The sequence below is a fragment of the Phycicoccus jejuensis genome (assembly GCF_044797865.1).
GTDB lineage: Bacteria > Actinomycetota > Actinomycetes > Actinomycetales > Dermatophilaceae > Phycicoccus > Phycicoccus jejuensis.
Window position 1 is genome coordinate 2564512 of sequence record NZ_CP085209.1, and the last position, 14766, is coordinate 2579277.

A 14766-nucleotide genomic window follows, 5' to 3' on the forward strand; every position below is an offset into this window, starting at 1 on the left:
CGCCCGCATCCCCGGCGCCGACCTAGGGTCGGGTCATGACCTTCTCCATCGCCGCCCGCGACGGGGACGCCTGGGGCGTCGCCGTGGCCAGCAAGTTCCTCGCCGTCGGATCCGTCGTACCGCGGGTCGTCCCCGGCGTCTGCGCCGTCGCGACCCAGGCGATGGCCCGCGTCGCCTACCTCGACGAGCTCGAGGCCGGGCTGCGGGCCGGCGACGCCACGTCCGCCGTCCTCGCCGCGGCCACGGCGGCCGACCCCGGTCGCGAGGACCGCCAGGTCGGGGTGGTCGGCCCGGACGGCGCCGCGACCTTCACCGGGTCCGGCTGCATGACGTGGGCCGGCGGCGAGGCCGAGGGCGACGGGCGCACCGCCTTCGCCGTGCAGGGCAACATCCTCACCGGGCCCGAAGTGGTCGAGGCGATGGTCACCGCCTGGCGCGCGCAGGCGGACCTGCCGCTGGAGACCCGGCTCATGGCGGTGCTGCTCGCGGGCGACGCGGCCGGCGGCGACTCCCGCGGCCGGCAGAGCGCGGCCCTCCTCGTGCGCGCCCCCGGCGCCGGCTACGACGCGAGCGGCGTCGTCGCGGACCTGCGGGTCGACGACCACCCGGACGCGACGACCGAGCTCGCCCGCCTGCACGGCCTCTCGACGCTGTACTTCGGCACGGCGCAGGACGTGCGGCCGCTGACCGGCGAGCTGCGCGACGAGGTCGGCGCCCGCCTCGCGGCGCTCGGCCACCCCGGCGAGGTCGAGGCCGCGCTCGAGGCGTGGATGGGCGAGGCCAACCTCGAGAACCGGCACGCCGCCGGCGGCATCGACGCGCGCGTCCTCGCCGTCCTGCGCGGCGAGGAGCAGGGCTGAGACCGCCGGCAGACCGGTCCTTGACCGAACTGTTCGCAACCCTGACCGACTCCTGACGCCACGCTGGCCACCGCCTGACCCACCGGCGATAACGTTGTCGGCAGGTGGTCAGCAGGTCCTCCGGCCGCAGGCCCGGCACCGTCGAGGTGCCGCCTGTCCTCCCCCTCCGGCCGCGGCCGCGGACCGACCACCCACCGCCGCCTCGGCGCCGGCCGGCTCACCGGCGCCGAGGCGCACAGACCCGTCGGCGTCGCGCCGCAGGCCGTGGGTACCCCGGTCCGGCGCGACGCCGACAACCACTGAGACGTCGACGACCACTGCCCCGGGCCTCGCTCAGCGTGCGGGCCAGGCCCCCGCCCCCTGGCGGACGACCTCGCCCGACGGGTCGGCGCCGGTGAAGTCGACGACCGTCGTGGGCTCGGTGCCGCACTCCCCCGAGTCGATGACCACGTCGACCACGTGGTCGAGCTCCTCCTTGACGCTCCAGCCGTCGTTCATCGGCTCGCTCTCGCCGGGGAGGATGAGCGTCGAGGAGAGCATCGGCTCGCCGAGGGCCGCGAGCAGCGCCCGCACCACGGGGTGCTCGGGGATGCGGACGCCGACCGTGCGCTTCTTCGGGTGCAGCAGCCGCCGGGGCACCTCGTGCGTCGCCGGGAGGATGAACGTGTACGGCCCGGGGGTGGCCGCCTTGACCGCGCGGAAGACGTGGTTGTCGACGTGGACCAGCTGCCCGAGCTGCGCGAAGTCCCGGCAGACGAGCGTGTAGTGGTGGCGGTCGTCGAGCCGGCGGATCGTCCGGATCCGCTCCTTGGCCTGCTGGTCGCCCATCCGGGCCCCGAGCGCGTAGCCGGAGTCGGTGGGGTACGCGACGAGGCCGCCCTCGTCGAGCACCGCGACGGTCTGCGCGATCGAGCGCGGCTGGGGGTCGACCGGGTGGACGTCGAGGTAGCGCGCCATCCCGTCAGCGTAGGCCCGCGTCAGTCCTCGTGGTACGTCACCGGGGCGCCGCGCTGCACGGTGCGCGAGACGGTGCACAGGCGGTCACCACTCTGGGCGATGGCCCGCGGCAGGCGCTCGCGGGCGCGGTCGCCGTCGGCGCCCTCGGGGAAGCGCACGCGGAAGGTGATCTCGATGTCGGAGAGGTGGTTGCCGCCCTCGTCCTTGCTCTTCTCGCCCTCGGACACGACGTCGAAGGAGGTCGGCTCGGCGATCCGGCTCGTGATGAAGTCGACGTCGGTCGCGCTGCAGGCGGCCATCGAGACGAGGAAGAGCTCGACCGGCGTGAAGTCCGGCGAGTCGCCGCCACCGCCGACGAGCATCGTGCCGCCGCGCTCGTTGGTCACCTCGTAGAGGCCCTTGCCGACGCGGGTCATCGACACGCTGCGGTGGCCGAGCCCGGTCCCGCCGGTCTCCTCCTGGGGCTGCACCATGCCTGCTCCGTCCTCTCGGGTCCGGGGCCGACGTCCGCCGGCCGCGGGCGCCATCCTGTCACCCGGGGGCTGGAAGGATGCGGGCATGTCCTCGCGCGGCCGCCTCGTCCTGCTCCGTCACGGCGAGACCGAGTGGTCCGCCACCGGACGGCACACCGGTCGGACCGACCTGCCGCTGACGTCGGCGGGCGAGCGCGACGCCGCGGCGCTGCGGGGGCCGCTCGGCACCTTCGACGTCGCCCGCGTCGTCTCCTCCCCGCTCCAGCGGGCCCGGCGCACCGCGGAGCTGGCCGGGCTGCGGGTGGACCGGGTCGACCCGGACCTGCACGAGTGGGACTACGGGGGCTACGAGGGGCTGACGACCCCACAGGTGCGCGAACGGCGCGGCGGCGACGCGTGGACCGTGTTCGAGGACGGCGTGGTCCCCGGCGACACCCCCGGTGAGACCGTCGAGGAGGTCGCGGCGCGGGCCTCGCGGGTGCTGCAGCGGGTGGAGCCCGACCTCGCCACGGGCGACGTCGTCCTCGTCGGGCACGGCCACGCCCTGCGCGTCCTCACCGCGACCTACCTGAGGCAGGAGCCGCGGTTCGGGGCCTGCGTCGTCCTCGACGCGGGGGCGCTGTGCGTCCTCGGGCAGGAGCACGGGCGCCCGGCCATCCTCGCCTGGAACGCGCGCGACCGGCCCACCGGCTGACGCCCTACGGCAGCGGCCAGGTGTGCACCGGCTCGTTGGAGTCCATCAGCTCGGAGTAGCGGGCGAGCATCCGGCGCAGCGCGTCGCGCCGGCCGTGCCCCTGCGCCTCGAGGTGCTCGACCGTGCGGGTCTGCCACTCGGCGCCGTTGACGCCCGTCGTCGCCCGCCCCTCGATGATGCCGAGGTAGCGCTCGCGCACGGCGTCCGAGACGCCCCACGACCGCAGCCCCTCGTGGGCCATCGGCAGCAGGTGGCGCAGGACGAGCTCGTCGGCCGAGACCTCGCCGAAGCCCGGCCAGTACAGGCGCGCGTCCATCCCCGATCGGGCCGCCCGCTCGAAGTTGTCGGCGCAGGCGGCGAAGCTCATCTTCGTCCAGACCGGCCGGTCGGCGGCCGCGAGGTGGCGCACCGCGCCGTAGTAGAAGGCGGCGTTCGCGAGGACGTCGGCGATCGTCGGGCCGGCGGGCAGGACGCGGTTCTCGACCCGCAGGTGCGGGGTCCCGCCGACGATGTCGTAGATCGGGCGGTTCCAGCGGTAGACCGTGCCGTTGTGCAGGCGCAGCTCGGCGAGCTCGGGCGCGACCCCGGCCTCGAGCTTGGCCATCGGGTCCTCGTCGGTGATCTCGGCGAGGAGGGTCGGGAAGTAGCGGACGTTCTCCTCGAAGAGGTCGAAGATGGAGGTGATCCAGCGCTCGCCGAAGAACACGCGCGGGCGCACGCCCTGGTTCTTCAGCTCGATGGGGCGGGTGTCGGTGGCCTGGCTGAACAGCTCGATGCGCGTCTCGGCGTGCAGGCGCTTGCCGAAGAAGTACGGGCTGTTGGCGGCCAGGGCCAGCTGCACCGACGACAGCGCCTGGGCCGCGTTCCAGTGCTGCGCGAACTCGTGCGGCGCGACCTGGAGGTGCAGCTGCACCGACGTGCACGCCGACTCGGGGGCGATCGAGGAGCAGTACGTCGCCACCCGCTCCCCCGTCGGGCCCTCGATGTCGAGGTAGACGTCCTCGCCGCGGGCCAGGACGATCGAGTCGTTGAGGGCGGTGTACCGGTTGTTCGCACTGATCCAGTCGCCCTCGTAGTGCTCGGGCATGATCGTCGGGAGGATGCCGATGGCGACGATCTTCGAGCCCACCTCCTTGGCCGCCTGGTCGGCGGCGTTGAGGCTCTCGCGCAGGTCGTGCTCGAGCTCGATCGCGGAGTCACCCGGCAGCGGCCGCGGCGGCACGTTGAGCTCGATGTTGTAGCGCGCCAGCTCGGTCTGGTAGCCGGGGTCCGCGATGGCCTCGAGGACGGCCGCGTTGTGGAAGTGCGGGTCCTGCTGCTCGTCGACGAGGTTGAGCTCGATCTCGAGGCCGGTCATCGGCCGGTCGAACTCGAACGAGCTCGTCGTGAGCATCCGCTCGAAGACGTCCAGGTTCTGACGCACCTTCTCGCGGTACCGCTGACGCTCCTCGCGCGAGTAGCTCTGCGCCGTGACCTCCGCACCCATGACGACAACCAACCACATCCGGTGGGGGCGCGGAAGCCGGAGCCGCGTTTCGGTCCACGGGGCTGTCGGGGGCGTCTCCTAGCGTGGACCCCGTGCGGTTCCTCCACACCTCCGACTGGCACCTGGGACGCTCGTTCCACGGGGTCGGGCTCCTCGCTGCCCAGGCGGCCCACCTCGACCACCTCGTCGAGGTCGTGCGCACCGAGCGGGTCGACGCCGTCCTCGTCAGCGGCGACGTCTACGACCGGGCGATGCCGGCTCCCGACACGGTCGCGCTGCTGTCGCAGACCCTCGAGCGGGTCGTCGACGCGGGTGCGCAGGTCGTCGTCTCCAGCGGCAACCACGACTCGGCGGTGCGGCTCGGGTTCGCCTCGGGCCTGCTCGAGCGCGCCGGCGTGCACATCCGTACCTCCGTGGCCGACGTCGGCCGGCCGGTGCTCGTCGGCGACGTCGCCGTGCACCCCCTCCCCTACCTCGAGCCCGCCCTCGTCGCCGACGCCCTCGGCGCTCCCGAGCGCACCCACGCCGCGGTGCTGCAGGCGGCCCTCGACCGCGTGCGCGCCGACGCGGCGACCCGTGGGGGGCGCACCGTCGTCATGGCCCACGCCTTCGTCTCCGGGGGGTTCTCCAGCGACTCCGAGCGCGACATCGCCGTCGGCGGGGTGGCCGCCGTGCCGCTCGACGTCCTCGACGGGGTCGACTACGCGGCCCTCGGGCACCTGCACGGGCGCCAGCGCGTCTCCGACACCGTGCGCTACAGCGGCTCCCCCGTCGCGATGAGCTTCAGCGAGCACAGCCACCGCAAGGGTGCCCTGCTCGTCGACCTCGGCGGGGCGAAGCCTGTCGTCACCGAGGTCGACGCGCCGGTGGAGCGTCCCCTCGCCGTGCTGCGCGGCACCCTCGAGGACCTGCTCGCCGACCCGCGGCACGCACCGGCCGAGCGCGCGTGGTGCCAGGTCACGCTCACCGACGCCGCCCGCCCGATCGGCGCGATGGAACAGGTCCGCCGGCGCTTCCCGCACACCCTCGAGCTGCGCTTCGAGCCCGAGGGCGCCGCCGTGCCGCTGCGCTCCTACGCCTCGCGGGTGCAGGCGGCCTCCGTCGTCGACGTCTGCTGCGACTTCCTCGACCACGTGCGGGGCGGGCGCCCCGCCGACGAGGAGGAGCGGGGCCTGCTCGACGAGGCCGTCACCGCGGCGCGCGTCGCCCGCGGCCTCGCCGACGACGAGGGCGTCGCGTCGAGCCGGGGAGCGGGCGCGGCGTGAGGATCCACCGCCTCGAGGTCCAGGCCTTCGGGCCCTTCGCCGGGCGCGTCGACGTCGACCTCGACGCCGCCGCGTCGGCGGGGCTCTTCCTCGTCCACGGCCCGACCGGGGCCGGCAAGACCAGCCTCCTCGACGCCGTCTGCTTCGCGCTCTACGCCGACGTCCCGGGCAGTCGCTCGCGGCGCTCGCTGCGCTCCGACCACGCCGACCCCGGGACCCCGCCCGAGGTCGTGCTCGAGGTGACGGTCGCCGGCCGGCGCCTGCGCATCACCCGCTCCCCGGAGTGGTACCGCCCCAAGCGCCGCGGCGACGGCACGACCCGCGTGCAGCCCTCGGTCGTCCTCGAGGAGCTGCGGTCCGGGCGCTGGGCGGCGCTGAGCACCCGGCACGACGAGGTCGCCGACGTCGTCAAGGACCTGCTCGGGATGGGCCTGCAGCAGTTCTCCACCGTCGTGCTGCTCCCGCAGGGCGAGTTCGCGCGCTTCCTGCGCGCCGAGCCCGAGGAGCGACGCGCGCTGCTCGAGCGGCTCTTCGACATCGGCGTGTACTCCGACGTCGAGCAGTGGCTGGCCGAGACCCGTCGCACCGGCGCCGCGGAGCTCGACGAGGCCCGCTCGGCGCTGGACGCCGACCTGCTGCGGCTCGCGGACGCCCTCGAGCCGCTCGCGACGGCCGACGCCGACACCGCCCTCGCCGAAGGCCCCCTCGAGCAGCTTCAGGACCGGCTCGGTGCCGTCGCCGCCGACCTCGCCGAGCGCCTCACCGACTCGCTGGCCGCCCTCGACGCGGCCGAGGGCGCCGAGGGCGCCGCCCAGCAGGCGCTCGCCGACGGCCGGGCCGTCGCCGCGGCCCGCGCCCGGGGCGAGGCGGCGCAGGCACGGCTCGACGCGCTGGAGGCCGCCGCCCCCGAGCACGATGCGCGCACCCGCCGGCTCGAGGCCGCCGACCGCGCCGCCGGCCTGCGCGGCCACCTCGCCGCGGTCGAGCGGCTCGGGCGCGAGGTCACCGACCTCGAGCGCGCCGTCGGAGACGGGCGTCGCCGCGTCGCGGACCTCGGGGTCGAGGTCGGCGACGACGCCGACCTCCTCGCCGAGCAGGTCGCCGCCCTCGACGACACCGTCGCCGCCGTCGCCCGGCACACCGAGGCCGCTCGCGACCTCGGGACGGCGCTCGCGGAGGGCACCGCCCGGGCCGAGACCCTCCGCGCCCGGCACGCGCGGCTCCTGCTCGAGCTCCCGGCCGCGCGCACGCTCGCCGCGGACGCCGCCGCCCTCGTCACCCGGCTCAGCGTCGAGGGCGGGCGCACCACCGACCTCGCCGCCGCCGTCGCCGAGGAGGAGCGCCGGCTCGCCCTGCTCGACGAGGTCGAGGCCGACCGGGCCGCGCGGGCGGCCCTCGACCCGGCGCTGCTCGCGGCCCGCGACGCCCTCTCCGAGCGGCTCGCGGACCTCATCGGGCTGCGCCAGCGCCGCCTCGACGAGATGGCCGCCGAGCTCGCGACGGCGCTCGCCGAGGGTGAGCCGTGCCCGGTCTGCGGCGGCACCGAGCACCCGAGGCCCGCCCACGCCACGGACCCCGTCACGCCGCAGCAGCTGGCCGCCGCCGAGGACGAGGCGAGCGCCGCGCGCGCCACGCTCTCCGGGCTCGAAGCCCGCGCCGGCGCCCTCGACGCGGCCGTCCGCACCCGACGCGAGGTCCTCGAGGGCGCCGACCGCAGCACGGTGGTGGCGGCGCGCGACGCGGCCACCGCATCCCTCGCGCAGGCCCGCGCCGCCGAGCACCGTCTCGCCGAGGCCACCGCCGAGCAGGCCCGGGCCGGGGCGGAGGCCGAGCGCCTGTCCACCCTCGTCGAGCAGACCGCGACGACGCTCGGCACGCTCGAGCAGCGGCTCGGCGAGGTCACCGCCGAGGCCGAGTCCGTCCGCAACCGGCTGGCCGAGGACCTCGCCGCGCACGCCGACTGCCCGTGCCGCGGCACCGAGCCGGCGCACCACCGGTCCGTGCACCGGGTGCTCGCCTCCCTCGCCCTCGAGCAGGACGCCCTCGTGGCCGCCCACCAGCGGCGGGACGAGGCGGCCGCCGCCCTCGAGGCCGCCCTCGCCGAGGCCGGGTTCGCCGCCGTCGACGAGGTGGTCGCCGCGCTCCTCCCGGTCGCCGAGACGGACCGGCTGCGCGACCTCGTCCTCGCGCACGGCCGCGACCGCGCCGCCGCCCGCACCGTGCTCGACGACCCGGACGTCGCGGTCGCCCTCGCCTCCCCCGCACCCGACCTCCCGGCCCTGGTCGAGGCCCACGGCGCCGCCCGGCGCGCCGCCCTCGCCGGCAGCGCGGCCCACGACGTCCTCGTGCGCGCCGGCCGGGCCCTGGACCGCCTGCGCCCGGCGCTGGAGGAGCAGGCCGCGCTCGTCGTGCGCCTCGCCGAGCGCCACGCGCGGGTGCGCGACCTCGCCGACACCGTCGCCGGGACCGGCGCGGACAACACCTTCCGGATGCGCCTCAGCGCGTTCGTGCTCGCCGCCCGCCTCGAGAAGGTCGCCGCCCTGGCCAACGAGCGGCTCGCCGTCATGGGCGCCGGCCGCTACCTGCTCGAGCACTCCGACGACCGCGCGGCCCGCGGGGCGCGGTCCGGGCTCGGCCTCAAGGTCCTCGACCAGTGGACCGGCCGCGTCCGCGACACCGCCACGCTGTCCGGCGGCGAGGCGTTCATGGCCTCCCTCGCCCTCGCGCTCGGCCTCGCCGACGCCGTCCGCGAGGAGGTCGGCGGCCTCGACCTCGGCACGCTGTTCGTCGACGAGGGATTCGGCAGCCTCGACGACGACAGCCTCGAGCAGGTCGTGTCGGTGCTCGACGGGCTGCGTGAGGGCGGCCGCGCCGTCGGTGTCGTCAGCCACGTCGCCGACCTGCGCTCGCGCATCACCCACCAGGTCGTCGTGACCAAGGGGGTGTCCGGGAGCGGCGTCACCGTCCGTGCCGGCGACGCCGCCCCCGCGGCCTAGGGCCTCAGTCCTCGAACGCCTCGGGCGAGGGGCACGAGCAGATGAGGTGCCGGTCGCCGTACGCGCCGTCGATGCGGCGCACCGGCGGCCAGTACTTCGCCGTGGCGTCGACGCCGTCGGGGTAGGCGGCGGTCTTCCGGTCGTACGGGTGGTCCCACTCCCCGACCAGCGAGACGGCCGTGTGCGGCGCGTGGCGCAGCACGCTGTCGGCGACGGCCACCGAGCCCGCGGCGACCTCGTCGATCTCGCGGCGGATGGCGATCATCGCGTCGCAGAAGCGGTCGATCTCCTGGAGGTCCTCGCTCTCGGTCGGCTCGACCATGAGCGTGCCCGCGACGGGGAAGGACATGGTCGGGGCGTGGAAGCCGAAGTCGACGAGGCGCTTGGCGACGTCGTCGACGGTGACGCCGGTCTCCTTCGTGATGCCGCGCAGGTCGAGGATGCACTCGTGGGCGACGAGGCCGTCGGCGCCGGAGTACAGCACCGGGTAGTGGTCGCGCAGCCGCGCGGCGACGTAGTTGGCGTTGAGGACGGCGACCTCCGTGGCGTGCCGCAGGCCCTCACCGCCCATGAGCCGGACGTAGGCCCACGAGATCGGCAGGATGCTCGCCGAGCCGTACGGCGCCGCCGCGACCGGACCGACGCCGGTCTCGGGCCCGGCCGCCGCGTCGAGGGGGTGGTTCGGCAGGTACGGCGCGAGGTGCTCACGGCACGCGACCGGGCCGACGCCGGGGCCACCGCCGCCGTGCGGGATGCAGAAGGTCTTGTGCAGGTTGAGGTGCGAGACGTCCGCGCCGAACTTGCCCGGCCGGGCGAGCCCGACGAGCGCGTTGAGGTTGGCGCCGTCGACGTAGACCTGGCCGCCGGCGTCGTGGACGAGCCCGCAGAGCTCGGTGATCGTGTCCTCGAAGACGCCGTGCGTGGAGGGGTAGGTGACCATGATCGCGGCGAGGGTGTCGCGGTGCTGCTCGATCTTGGCGCGCAGGTCGTCGAGGTCGACGTTGCCCGACACCGGGTCGGTGCCGACGACGACGACCTTCATCCCCGCCATGACCGCGCTCGCCGCGTTCGTGCCGTGGGCGCTGCTCGGGATGAGGCAGACGCGGCGCTCGTCGTCGCCGTTGGCGCGGTGGTAGGCGGCGATGGCCAGCAGGCCGGAGAGCTCGCCCTGGCTGCCCGCGTTCGGCTGCAGCGAGACCGCGTCGTACCCGGTGACCTCGCAGAGCCACTGCGAGAGCTCGTCGACGAGGCCGCGGATGCCGCGGGTCTGCTCGTGCGGTGCGAAGGGGTGCAGGTTCGCGAACTCGGGCCAGGTGACCGCGACCATCTCGGTCGTCGCGTTGAGCTTCATCGTGCAGGAGCCGAGCGGGATCATCCCGCGGTCGAGCGCGAAGTCCCGGTCGGCGAGGCGGCGCAGGTAGCGCAGCATCGCGGTCTCGGAGCGGTGCGCCGAGAAGACCGGGTGGGTGAGGTACTCGGAGGTGCGCACGAGCGCCTCGGGCCACGCCGGGGCCGCGACCTCGACCCGCTCGGGGGCCGTGGCGCCGAGCGCGCGGGCGACCTTGCCGAGCACGGTCGTGTCGGTGGTCTCGTCGACGCTCAGCCACACGGTGTCGTCGTCGTGCTGCCAGAGGTTGACCCCCTCGGCGAGGGCGGCGGCCACGACGGTGTCGGCCCGCCCCGGGACGTGCAGGGCGAGGGTGTCGAAGAACGGGACGTCCGCGACCTCCACGCCCGCGGCACGCAGCGCGTCGGCGAGGGCTACGGCGTGCGCGTGCACCCGCAGCGCGATGGCACGCAGGCCGTCGGGGCCGTGGTAGACCGCGTACATGCTCGCCATGACGGCGAGCAGCACCTGCGCGGTGCAGATGTTCGAGGTCGCCTTCTCGCGGCGGATGTGCTGCTCGCGGGTCTGGAGGGCCAGGCGGTAGGCCGGCGCGCCGTCGGCGTCGACGGAGACGCCGACGAGCCGGCCCGGCAGCGTGCGCTCGAGCCCGGCGCGCACGCTCATGTACCCGGCGTGCGGGCCACCGAAGCCCATCGGCACCCCGAAGCGCTGGGTCGTGCCGACGGCGACGTCGGCGCCCCACTCCCCCGGCGGCGTGGCGAGGGTGAGGGCGAGGAGGTCGGCGGCGGCGGTGACGAGCGCGCCGGCCTCGTGCGCGGCGTCGGCGACGGCGCGCAGGTCGTGGAGGCGGCCGTCCGCGGCCGGGTACTGGAGCAGGACGCCGAAGACGTCGCGGTCGCCGGCGGCGGCGCGCAGCGCCTCGGCCGAGGCGACCTCGGTGAGGTCGGCGACGACGACGTCGAGCCCGAGCGGCACCGCGCGGGTGCGCACGACGGCGAGCGTCTGCGGGAAGACGGCGGCGTCGACGACGAGCACGGCGTCGGCGGCGGCCTTCGACGAGCGGCGCATCAGCGTCATCGCCTCGGCCGCGGCGGTGCCCTCGTCGAGCAGCGAGGCGCCGGCGGTCGGTAGGCCCGTGAGGTCGGCGACGACGGTCTGGAAGTTGAGGAGCGCCTCGAGACGGCCCTGCGAGATCTCGGGCTGGTAGGGCGTGTACGCCGTGTACCAGGCGGGGTTCTCGAGCACGTTGCGCTGGATCACGGCGGGCGTCAGGGTGCCGTAGTAGCCGAGGCCGATGAGCGAGGGGACGACGCGGTTGCGCGCCGCGACCTCGCGCAGCTCGGCGACGACGGCGGCCTCGGAGCCGGCCGCCTCGACGTCCAGAGCGCCCTCGAAGCGGATGCCGTCCGGCACGGCGGCGGCGAGGAGGTCCTCGAGCGACTCGCGCCCGACGACCTTGAGCATCCCGGCGAGGTCGGACTCGCGGGGGCCGATGTGTCGGGCGGCGAAGGCGGGAAGGGCTGGCGTGCTCACGAAGGTCCTCCGGAGGGCAGACGATGCTGACGTCCTCCCCCTCTGTCGGGTCGGTGGACCCTCCAGAGGTGCCTGTCCCGTGCGGTCCCTTGCGCCTGAGAGGTTCTGGGGAGAATTGCCCCTTCGGCGCCCCGGCCGGCAGTGCCGGGGACTCTCCCGCACGGTGTGAGCGGCAGGGTCAACCTACCACCGGAGGCGCCGGCGGCCGGGGTGGCGGACTCAGGCGAGACGGGCGATGCGGCGGGCGCCGAGCTCGTCGCCGGGCTGGATCGCCTCGGCACCGCCCTCGGAGGCGGCCCGCTCGCTCGGCAGGTCCGAGAGCGTGCCCTCGACCTCGCGCCAGACCTTGCCGACGGCGATGCCGAACACGCCCTGGCCGCCCTGGAGCAGGTCGATGACCTCGTCGTTCGAGGTGCACTCGTAGACCGAGGCGCCGTCGCTCATGAGGGTGATGCCGGCGAGGTCGTCGACCCCACGGGCGCGCAGCACGGTGATGGCGCCACGGATCTGCTGGAGCGAGACCCCGGTGTCGAGGAGCCGCTTGACGACCTTGAGCACGAGGATGTCGCGGAAGCCGTACAGGCGCTGCGTGCCGGAGCCGCCCGCCGAGCGGACCGAGGGCTCGACGAGCCCGGTGCGCGCCCAGTAGTCGAGCTGGCGGTAGGTGATGCCGGCCGCCTTGCACGCCGTGGGGCCGCGGTAGCCGACCTCGTCGTCGAGCTGGGGCAGGTCGTCGGCGAACAGCACGCCCTGCGCGACGACGGGCGCGGGGGTGCCGCCCTGTCGCGCTTCTCCGGTGGAGCCCACGCCTACCTCCTGATGGTGCCGGCTGCTCCGGACGACGATACGCCCGGGAATGACATCGACGTCACTCTCCCGGCCACTTCTGTGACTGGTGTGACAGTAGGGGCGGCTGTGACGGCGGTCAACGACCGCAGGCCCCGTACCCTCACCGGCGTGTCGCGGTCAGGACCCCGTCTCGGTGTCGAAGTCGTCGGCGGAGACGTCCTCGAGGAAGGCCTTGAACTTCTCGACCTCGTCGTCCTCGCTCTCGGCCATCTCGACCCCGGCCTCGTCGAGGAGCGCCTCCTCGGCGACGATGTCGGCGCCGGCGCGCAGCGCGAGGGCGATGGCGTCCGAGGAGCGGGAGTCGATCGTCGTGCCGCCGGCCTCGCCGCCGCCGTCGATGTCGAGCGCGGCGTGGAACGCGCCGTCCTGGAGCGAGACGATCCGCACCCGGGTCAGCGTGTGCCCGAGGTCGTCGATGACGGTGCGCAGCAGGTCGTGGGTGAGCGGGCGCGGGGGCACGACACCCTGCTGGGCGTACGCGATCGCCGTGGCCTCCGCCGCGCCGATCCAGATCGGCAGGTAGCGGACGCCGTCGCGCTCCCGGAGCAGGACGATCGGCTGGTTGCCCGGCATCTCGACCCGCACGCCGAGGACGTCCATGAGCTTCACCCCGTCACCGTACCTCGCGACCCCGACGCCGTGCCCGGGCGCTCATCCGGAGGTGTCGAGGCCGGCACGTACGAGCGCCGTGTGGAGGGTGAGGACGAGGTGGGTGACCTCGGCGGCGGCGCGGCGCCGGTCCTCGCCGCGCAGGCCGCCGGTCACCTGCTCGACGAGCCCGACCTCGCGGTCGGCCGCGGTCCGCGCCGCGCGCAGGTGCCGGGCCTCGACGCCGAAACGGGCCAGGCCCGCGGCCGCGCGGGCGGCGCGCAGGTCCTCGCGCCCGTGCATCCCGTCGGCCCCCGGACGCAGCAGGCCGTGGTCGAGGAGGTCGGCGACGAGACCGGCGTCGAGGCCCGCGGCGGTCGCGAGCTCGGCCCGGGTGAGCCGGAGCGGGGTGCCGGTCTCGACGAGCTCGGCGACGGCGGGCACGGCGGGGTCCGCCGCAGGGTCGGGCACGACCGGCGGGCGACCCGGGCCGTCCGGCACCAGGCCGCGCTCGAGGGCCTCGAGCGAGTCCTTGATGACCCGCAGCGGCCAGAACAGGTCGCGCTGGGCCCGCAGGACGTAGCGCAGGCGCTCGACGTCGGCCTCGGTGTAGCGCCGGTAGCCCGACCCGGTGCGCTCGGGCGTCACGAGACCCTCGGCCTCGAGGAAGCGCACCTTCGAGACGGTGACGTCCGGGAAGTCCTCGGCGAGGGCCGCGACGACCGCCCCGATGGTCAGGGGTCGCACGGCGGGGGCGTCAGGCCTGGGCCGAGGCGTAGAAGACGAGCCGGAACTTGCCGATCTGCACCTCGTCGCCCGTCGACAGCTCCGCCTCGTCGACGAGGTCGCGGTTGACGTACGTCCCGTTGAGCGAGCCCACGTCGCGCACGACGAAGGTCCCGCCGGAGCGCTGGAAGACCGCGTGCCGGCGCGAGACCGTCACGTCGTCGAGGAAGATGTCGCTGTCGGGGTGACGACCGGAGACGACCTCGTCGTCGTCGAGGAGGAAGCGCGCGCCGGTGTTCGGCCCGCGGAGCACGACGAGGAGGGCCGTGCCCGCCCGCAGCGCCTCGACGGTGGCGAGGTCCGCCTTCGTGAGGACGTGCTCGGCCTCGCTCTGCGGCTCGACCCGGGTCCCCTCGACCGCCTGCAGGCGCATCGTCGTGGGCTCGGGAACGGGCGGCTGCTGCTGCTCGCCGCGCTCGTCGCCAGTCATGTCGTCCTACCACCCTCTCCGTCGGCGGTCGCCGGGACCTGCCACCCTAGATCACGTCGGCGCGGAAGTCCCGGTCCCGGGGGAAACCGGTTGCGCAGGGCAGTGATCAGGAGAGCTGGGCGCGGTAGGCGTCGACGTCGAGCAGCGCGGCGACGGCCGCGGCGTCCGACGGGCGCAGCTCGTACATCCAGCCCTCGCCGTAGGGGTCGGAGTTGACGAGCTCCGGGGTGGCGTCGAGGGCGTCGTTGACCGCCGTGACCTCGCCGGCCACCGGCGCGTAGAGGTCGCTGACCGACTTGGTGGACTCGACCTCGCCGCAGGTGTCGCCCGCAACGACGGAGTCACCGACCGCCGGCAGGCTGACGTACACGACGTCGCCGAGGGCCTCCTGCGCGAAGGCGGTGATGCCGATGCGCACGACCCCGTCCTCCTCGCGGACCCACTCGTGCTCGGCGGTGTAGCGCAGGCCGGCGGGGTACTCGAGGTCGCTCATGGTTCTCC

Annotated in this window: 13 protein-coding genes and 1 riboswitch; of the genes, 4 read left to right on the forward strand and 9 right to left on the reverse strand. The window is 75.1% G+C overall.

Annotated elements, in window-relative coordinates:
• The first annotated feature begins 35 nt into the window (after positions 1–35).
• Positions 36–860 carry a DUF1028 domain-containing protein gene (locus LG324_RS12185; RefSeq protein ID WP_030529164.1) on the forward strand — a complete coding sequence of 275 codons (825 nt, stop codon included), beginning with the start codon at positions 36–38 and terminating at the stop codon, positions 858–860.
• 333 nt (positions 861–1193) lie between these two features.
• Here the strand turns inward: LG324_RS12185 and LG324_RS12190 are convergent, their stop codons facing one another.
• Positions 1194–1817, reverse strand: a complete 624-nt coding sequence (locus tag LG324_RS12190) for an L-threonylcarbamoyladenylate synthase (RefSeq protein ID WP_404348211.1) — start codon at positions 1815–1817, stop codon at positions 1194–1196.
• 20 nt (positions 1818–1837) lie between these two features.
• Positions 1838–2290 (reverse strand): OsmC family protein, encoded by a 453-nt coding sequence (locus tag LG324_RS12195; protein ID WP_404348213.1) that lies wholly within the window; start codon positions 2288–2290, stop codon positions 1838–1840.
• Between the two features lie 85 nt (positions 2291–2375).
• On the opposite strand from LG324_RS12195, the gene LG324_RS12200 reads away from it, so the two are divergent.
• Positions 2376–2984 (forward strand): histidine phosphatase family protein, encoded by a 609-nt coding sequence (locus tag LG324_RS12200; RefSeq protein WP_030529161.1) that lies wholly within the window; start codon positions 2376–2378, stop codon positions 2982–2984.
• A gap of 4 nt (positions 2985–2988) precedes the next feature.
• Here the strand turns inward: LG324_RS12200 and LG324_RS12205 are convergent, their stop codons facing one another.
• Complete coding sequence (locus LG324_RS12205; protein WP_030529160.1) at positions 2989–4470, reverse strand: glutamate-cysteine ligase family protein; 1482 nt, start codon at positions 4468–4470, stop codon at positions 2989–2991.
• Between the two features lie 92 nt (positions 4471–4562).
• Here LG324_RS12205 and LG324_RS12210 point away from each other — a divergent pair, with 92 nt between their 5' ends.
• Entirely contained in the window at positions 4563–5735 is a 1173-nt protein-coding gene (locus LG324_RS12210; protein ID WP_404348216.1) for an exonuclease SbcCD subunit D, read from the forward strand.
• Entirely contained in the window at positions 5732–8731 is a 3000-nt protein-coding gene (locus LG324_RS12215; RefSeq protein ID WP_404348218.1) for an AAA family ATPase, read from the forward strand. The genes LG324_RS12210 and LG324_RS12215 overlap by 4 nt, the downstream gene beginning before the upstream one ends.
• 4 nt (positions 8732–8735) lie before the next feature.
• Here LG324_RS12215 and gcvP read toward each other — a convergent pair whose 3' ends face one another.
• The 6 genes from gcvP to gcvH form a co-directional block, all read right to left on the reverse strand.
• Positions 8736–11612, reverse strand: a complete 2877-nt coding sequence (gcvP, locus tag LG324_RS12220; RefSeq protein WP_404348220.1) for an aminomethyl-transferring glycine dehydrogenase — start codon at positions 11610–11612, stop codon at positions 8736–8738.
• A gap of 72 nt (positions 11613–11684) precedes the next feature.
• Positions 11685–11781: riboswitch (glycine riboswitch) on the reverse strand.
• A gap of 50 nt (positions 11782–11831) precedes the next feature.
• Positions 11832–12419, reverse strand: coding sequence for a MerR family transcriptional regulator (locus LG324_RS12225; protein WP_030529156.1), 588 nt, complete (start codon positions 12417–12419; stop codon positions 11832–11834).
• A 159-nt stretch (positions 12420–12578) separates the two neighbouring features.
• On the reverse strand, positions 12579–13070 hold the full coding sequence (locus tag LG324_RS12230) for a bifunctional nuclease family protein (RefSeq protein WP_030529155.1): 492 nt from the start codon (positions 13068–13070) through the stop codon (positions 12579–12581).
• Positions 13071–13112: 42 nt separating this feature from the next.
• Complete coding sequence (locus tag LG324_RS12235) at positions 13113–13796, reverse strand: MerR family transcriptional regulator (RefSeq protein ID WP_404348224.1); 684 nt, start codon at positions 13794–13796, stop codon at positions 13113–13115.
• Between the two features lie 10 nt (positions 13797–13806).
• The gene (locus tag LG324_RS12240) at positions 13807–14265 is read right to left on the reverse strand and encodes an FHA domain-containing protein (protein WP_030529153.1); all 459 of its coding nucleotides are present in this window, start codon (positions 14263–14265) and stop codon (positions 13807–13809) included.
• Between the two features lie 106 nt (positions 14266–14371).
• On the reverse strand, positions 14372–14758 hold the full coding sequence (gcvH, locus tag LG324_RS12245) for a glycine cleavage system protein GcvH (RefSeq protein WP_030529152.1): 387 nt from the start codon (positions 14756–14758) through the stop codon (positions 14372–14374).
• Positions 14759–14766: the final 8 nt, after the last annotated feature.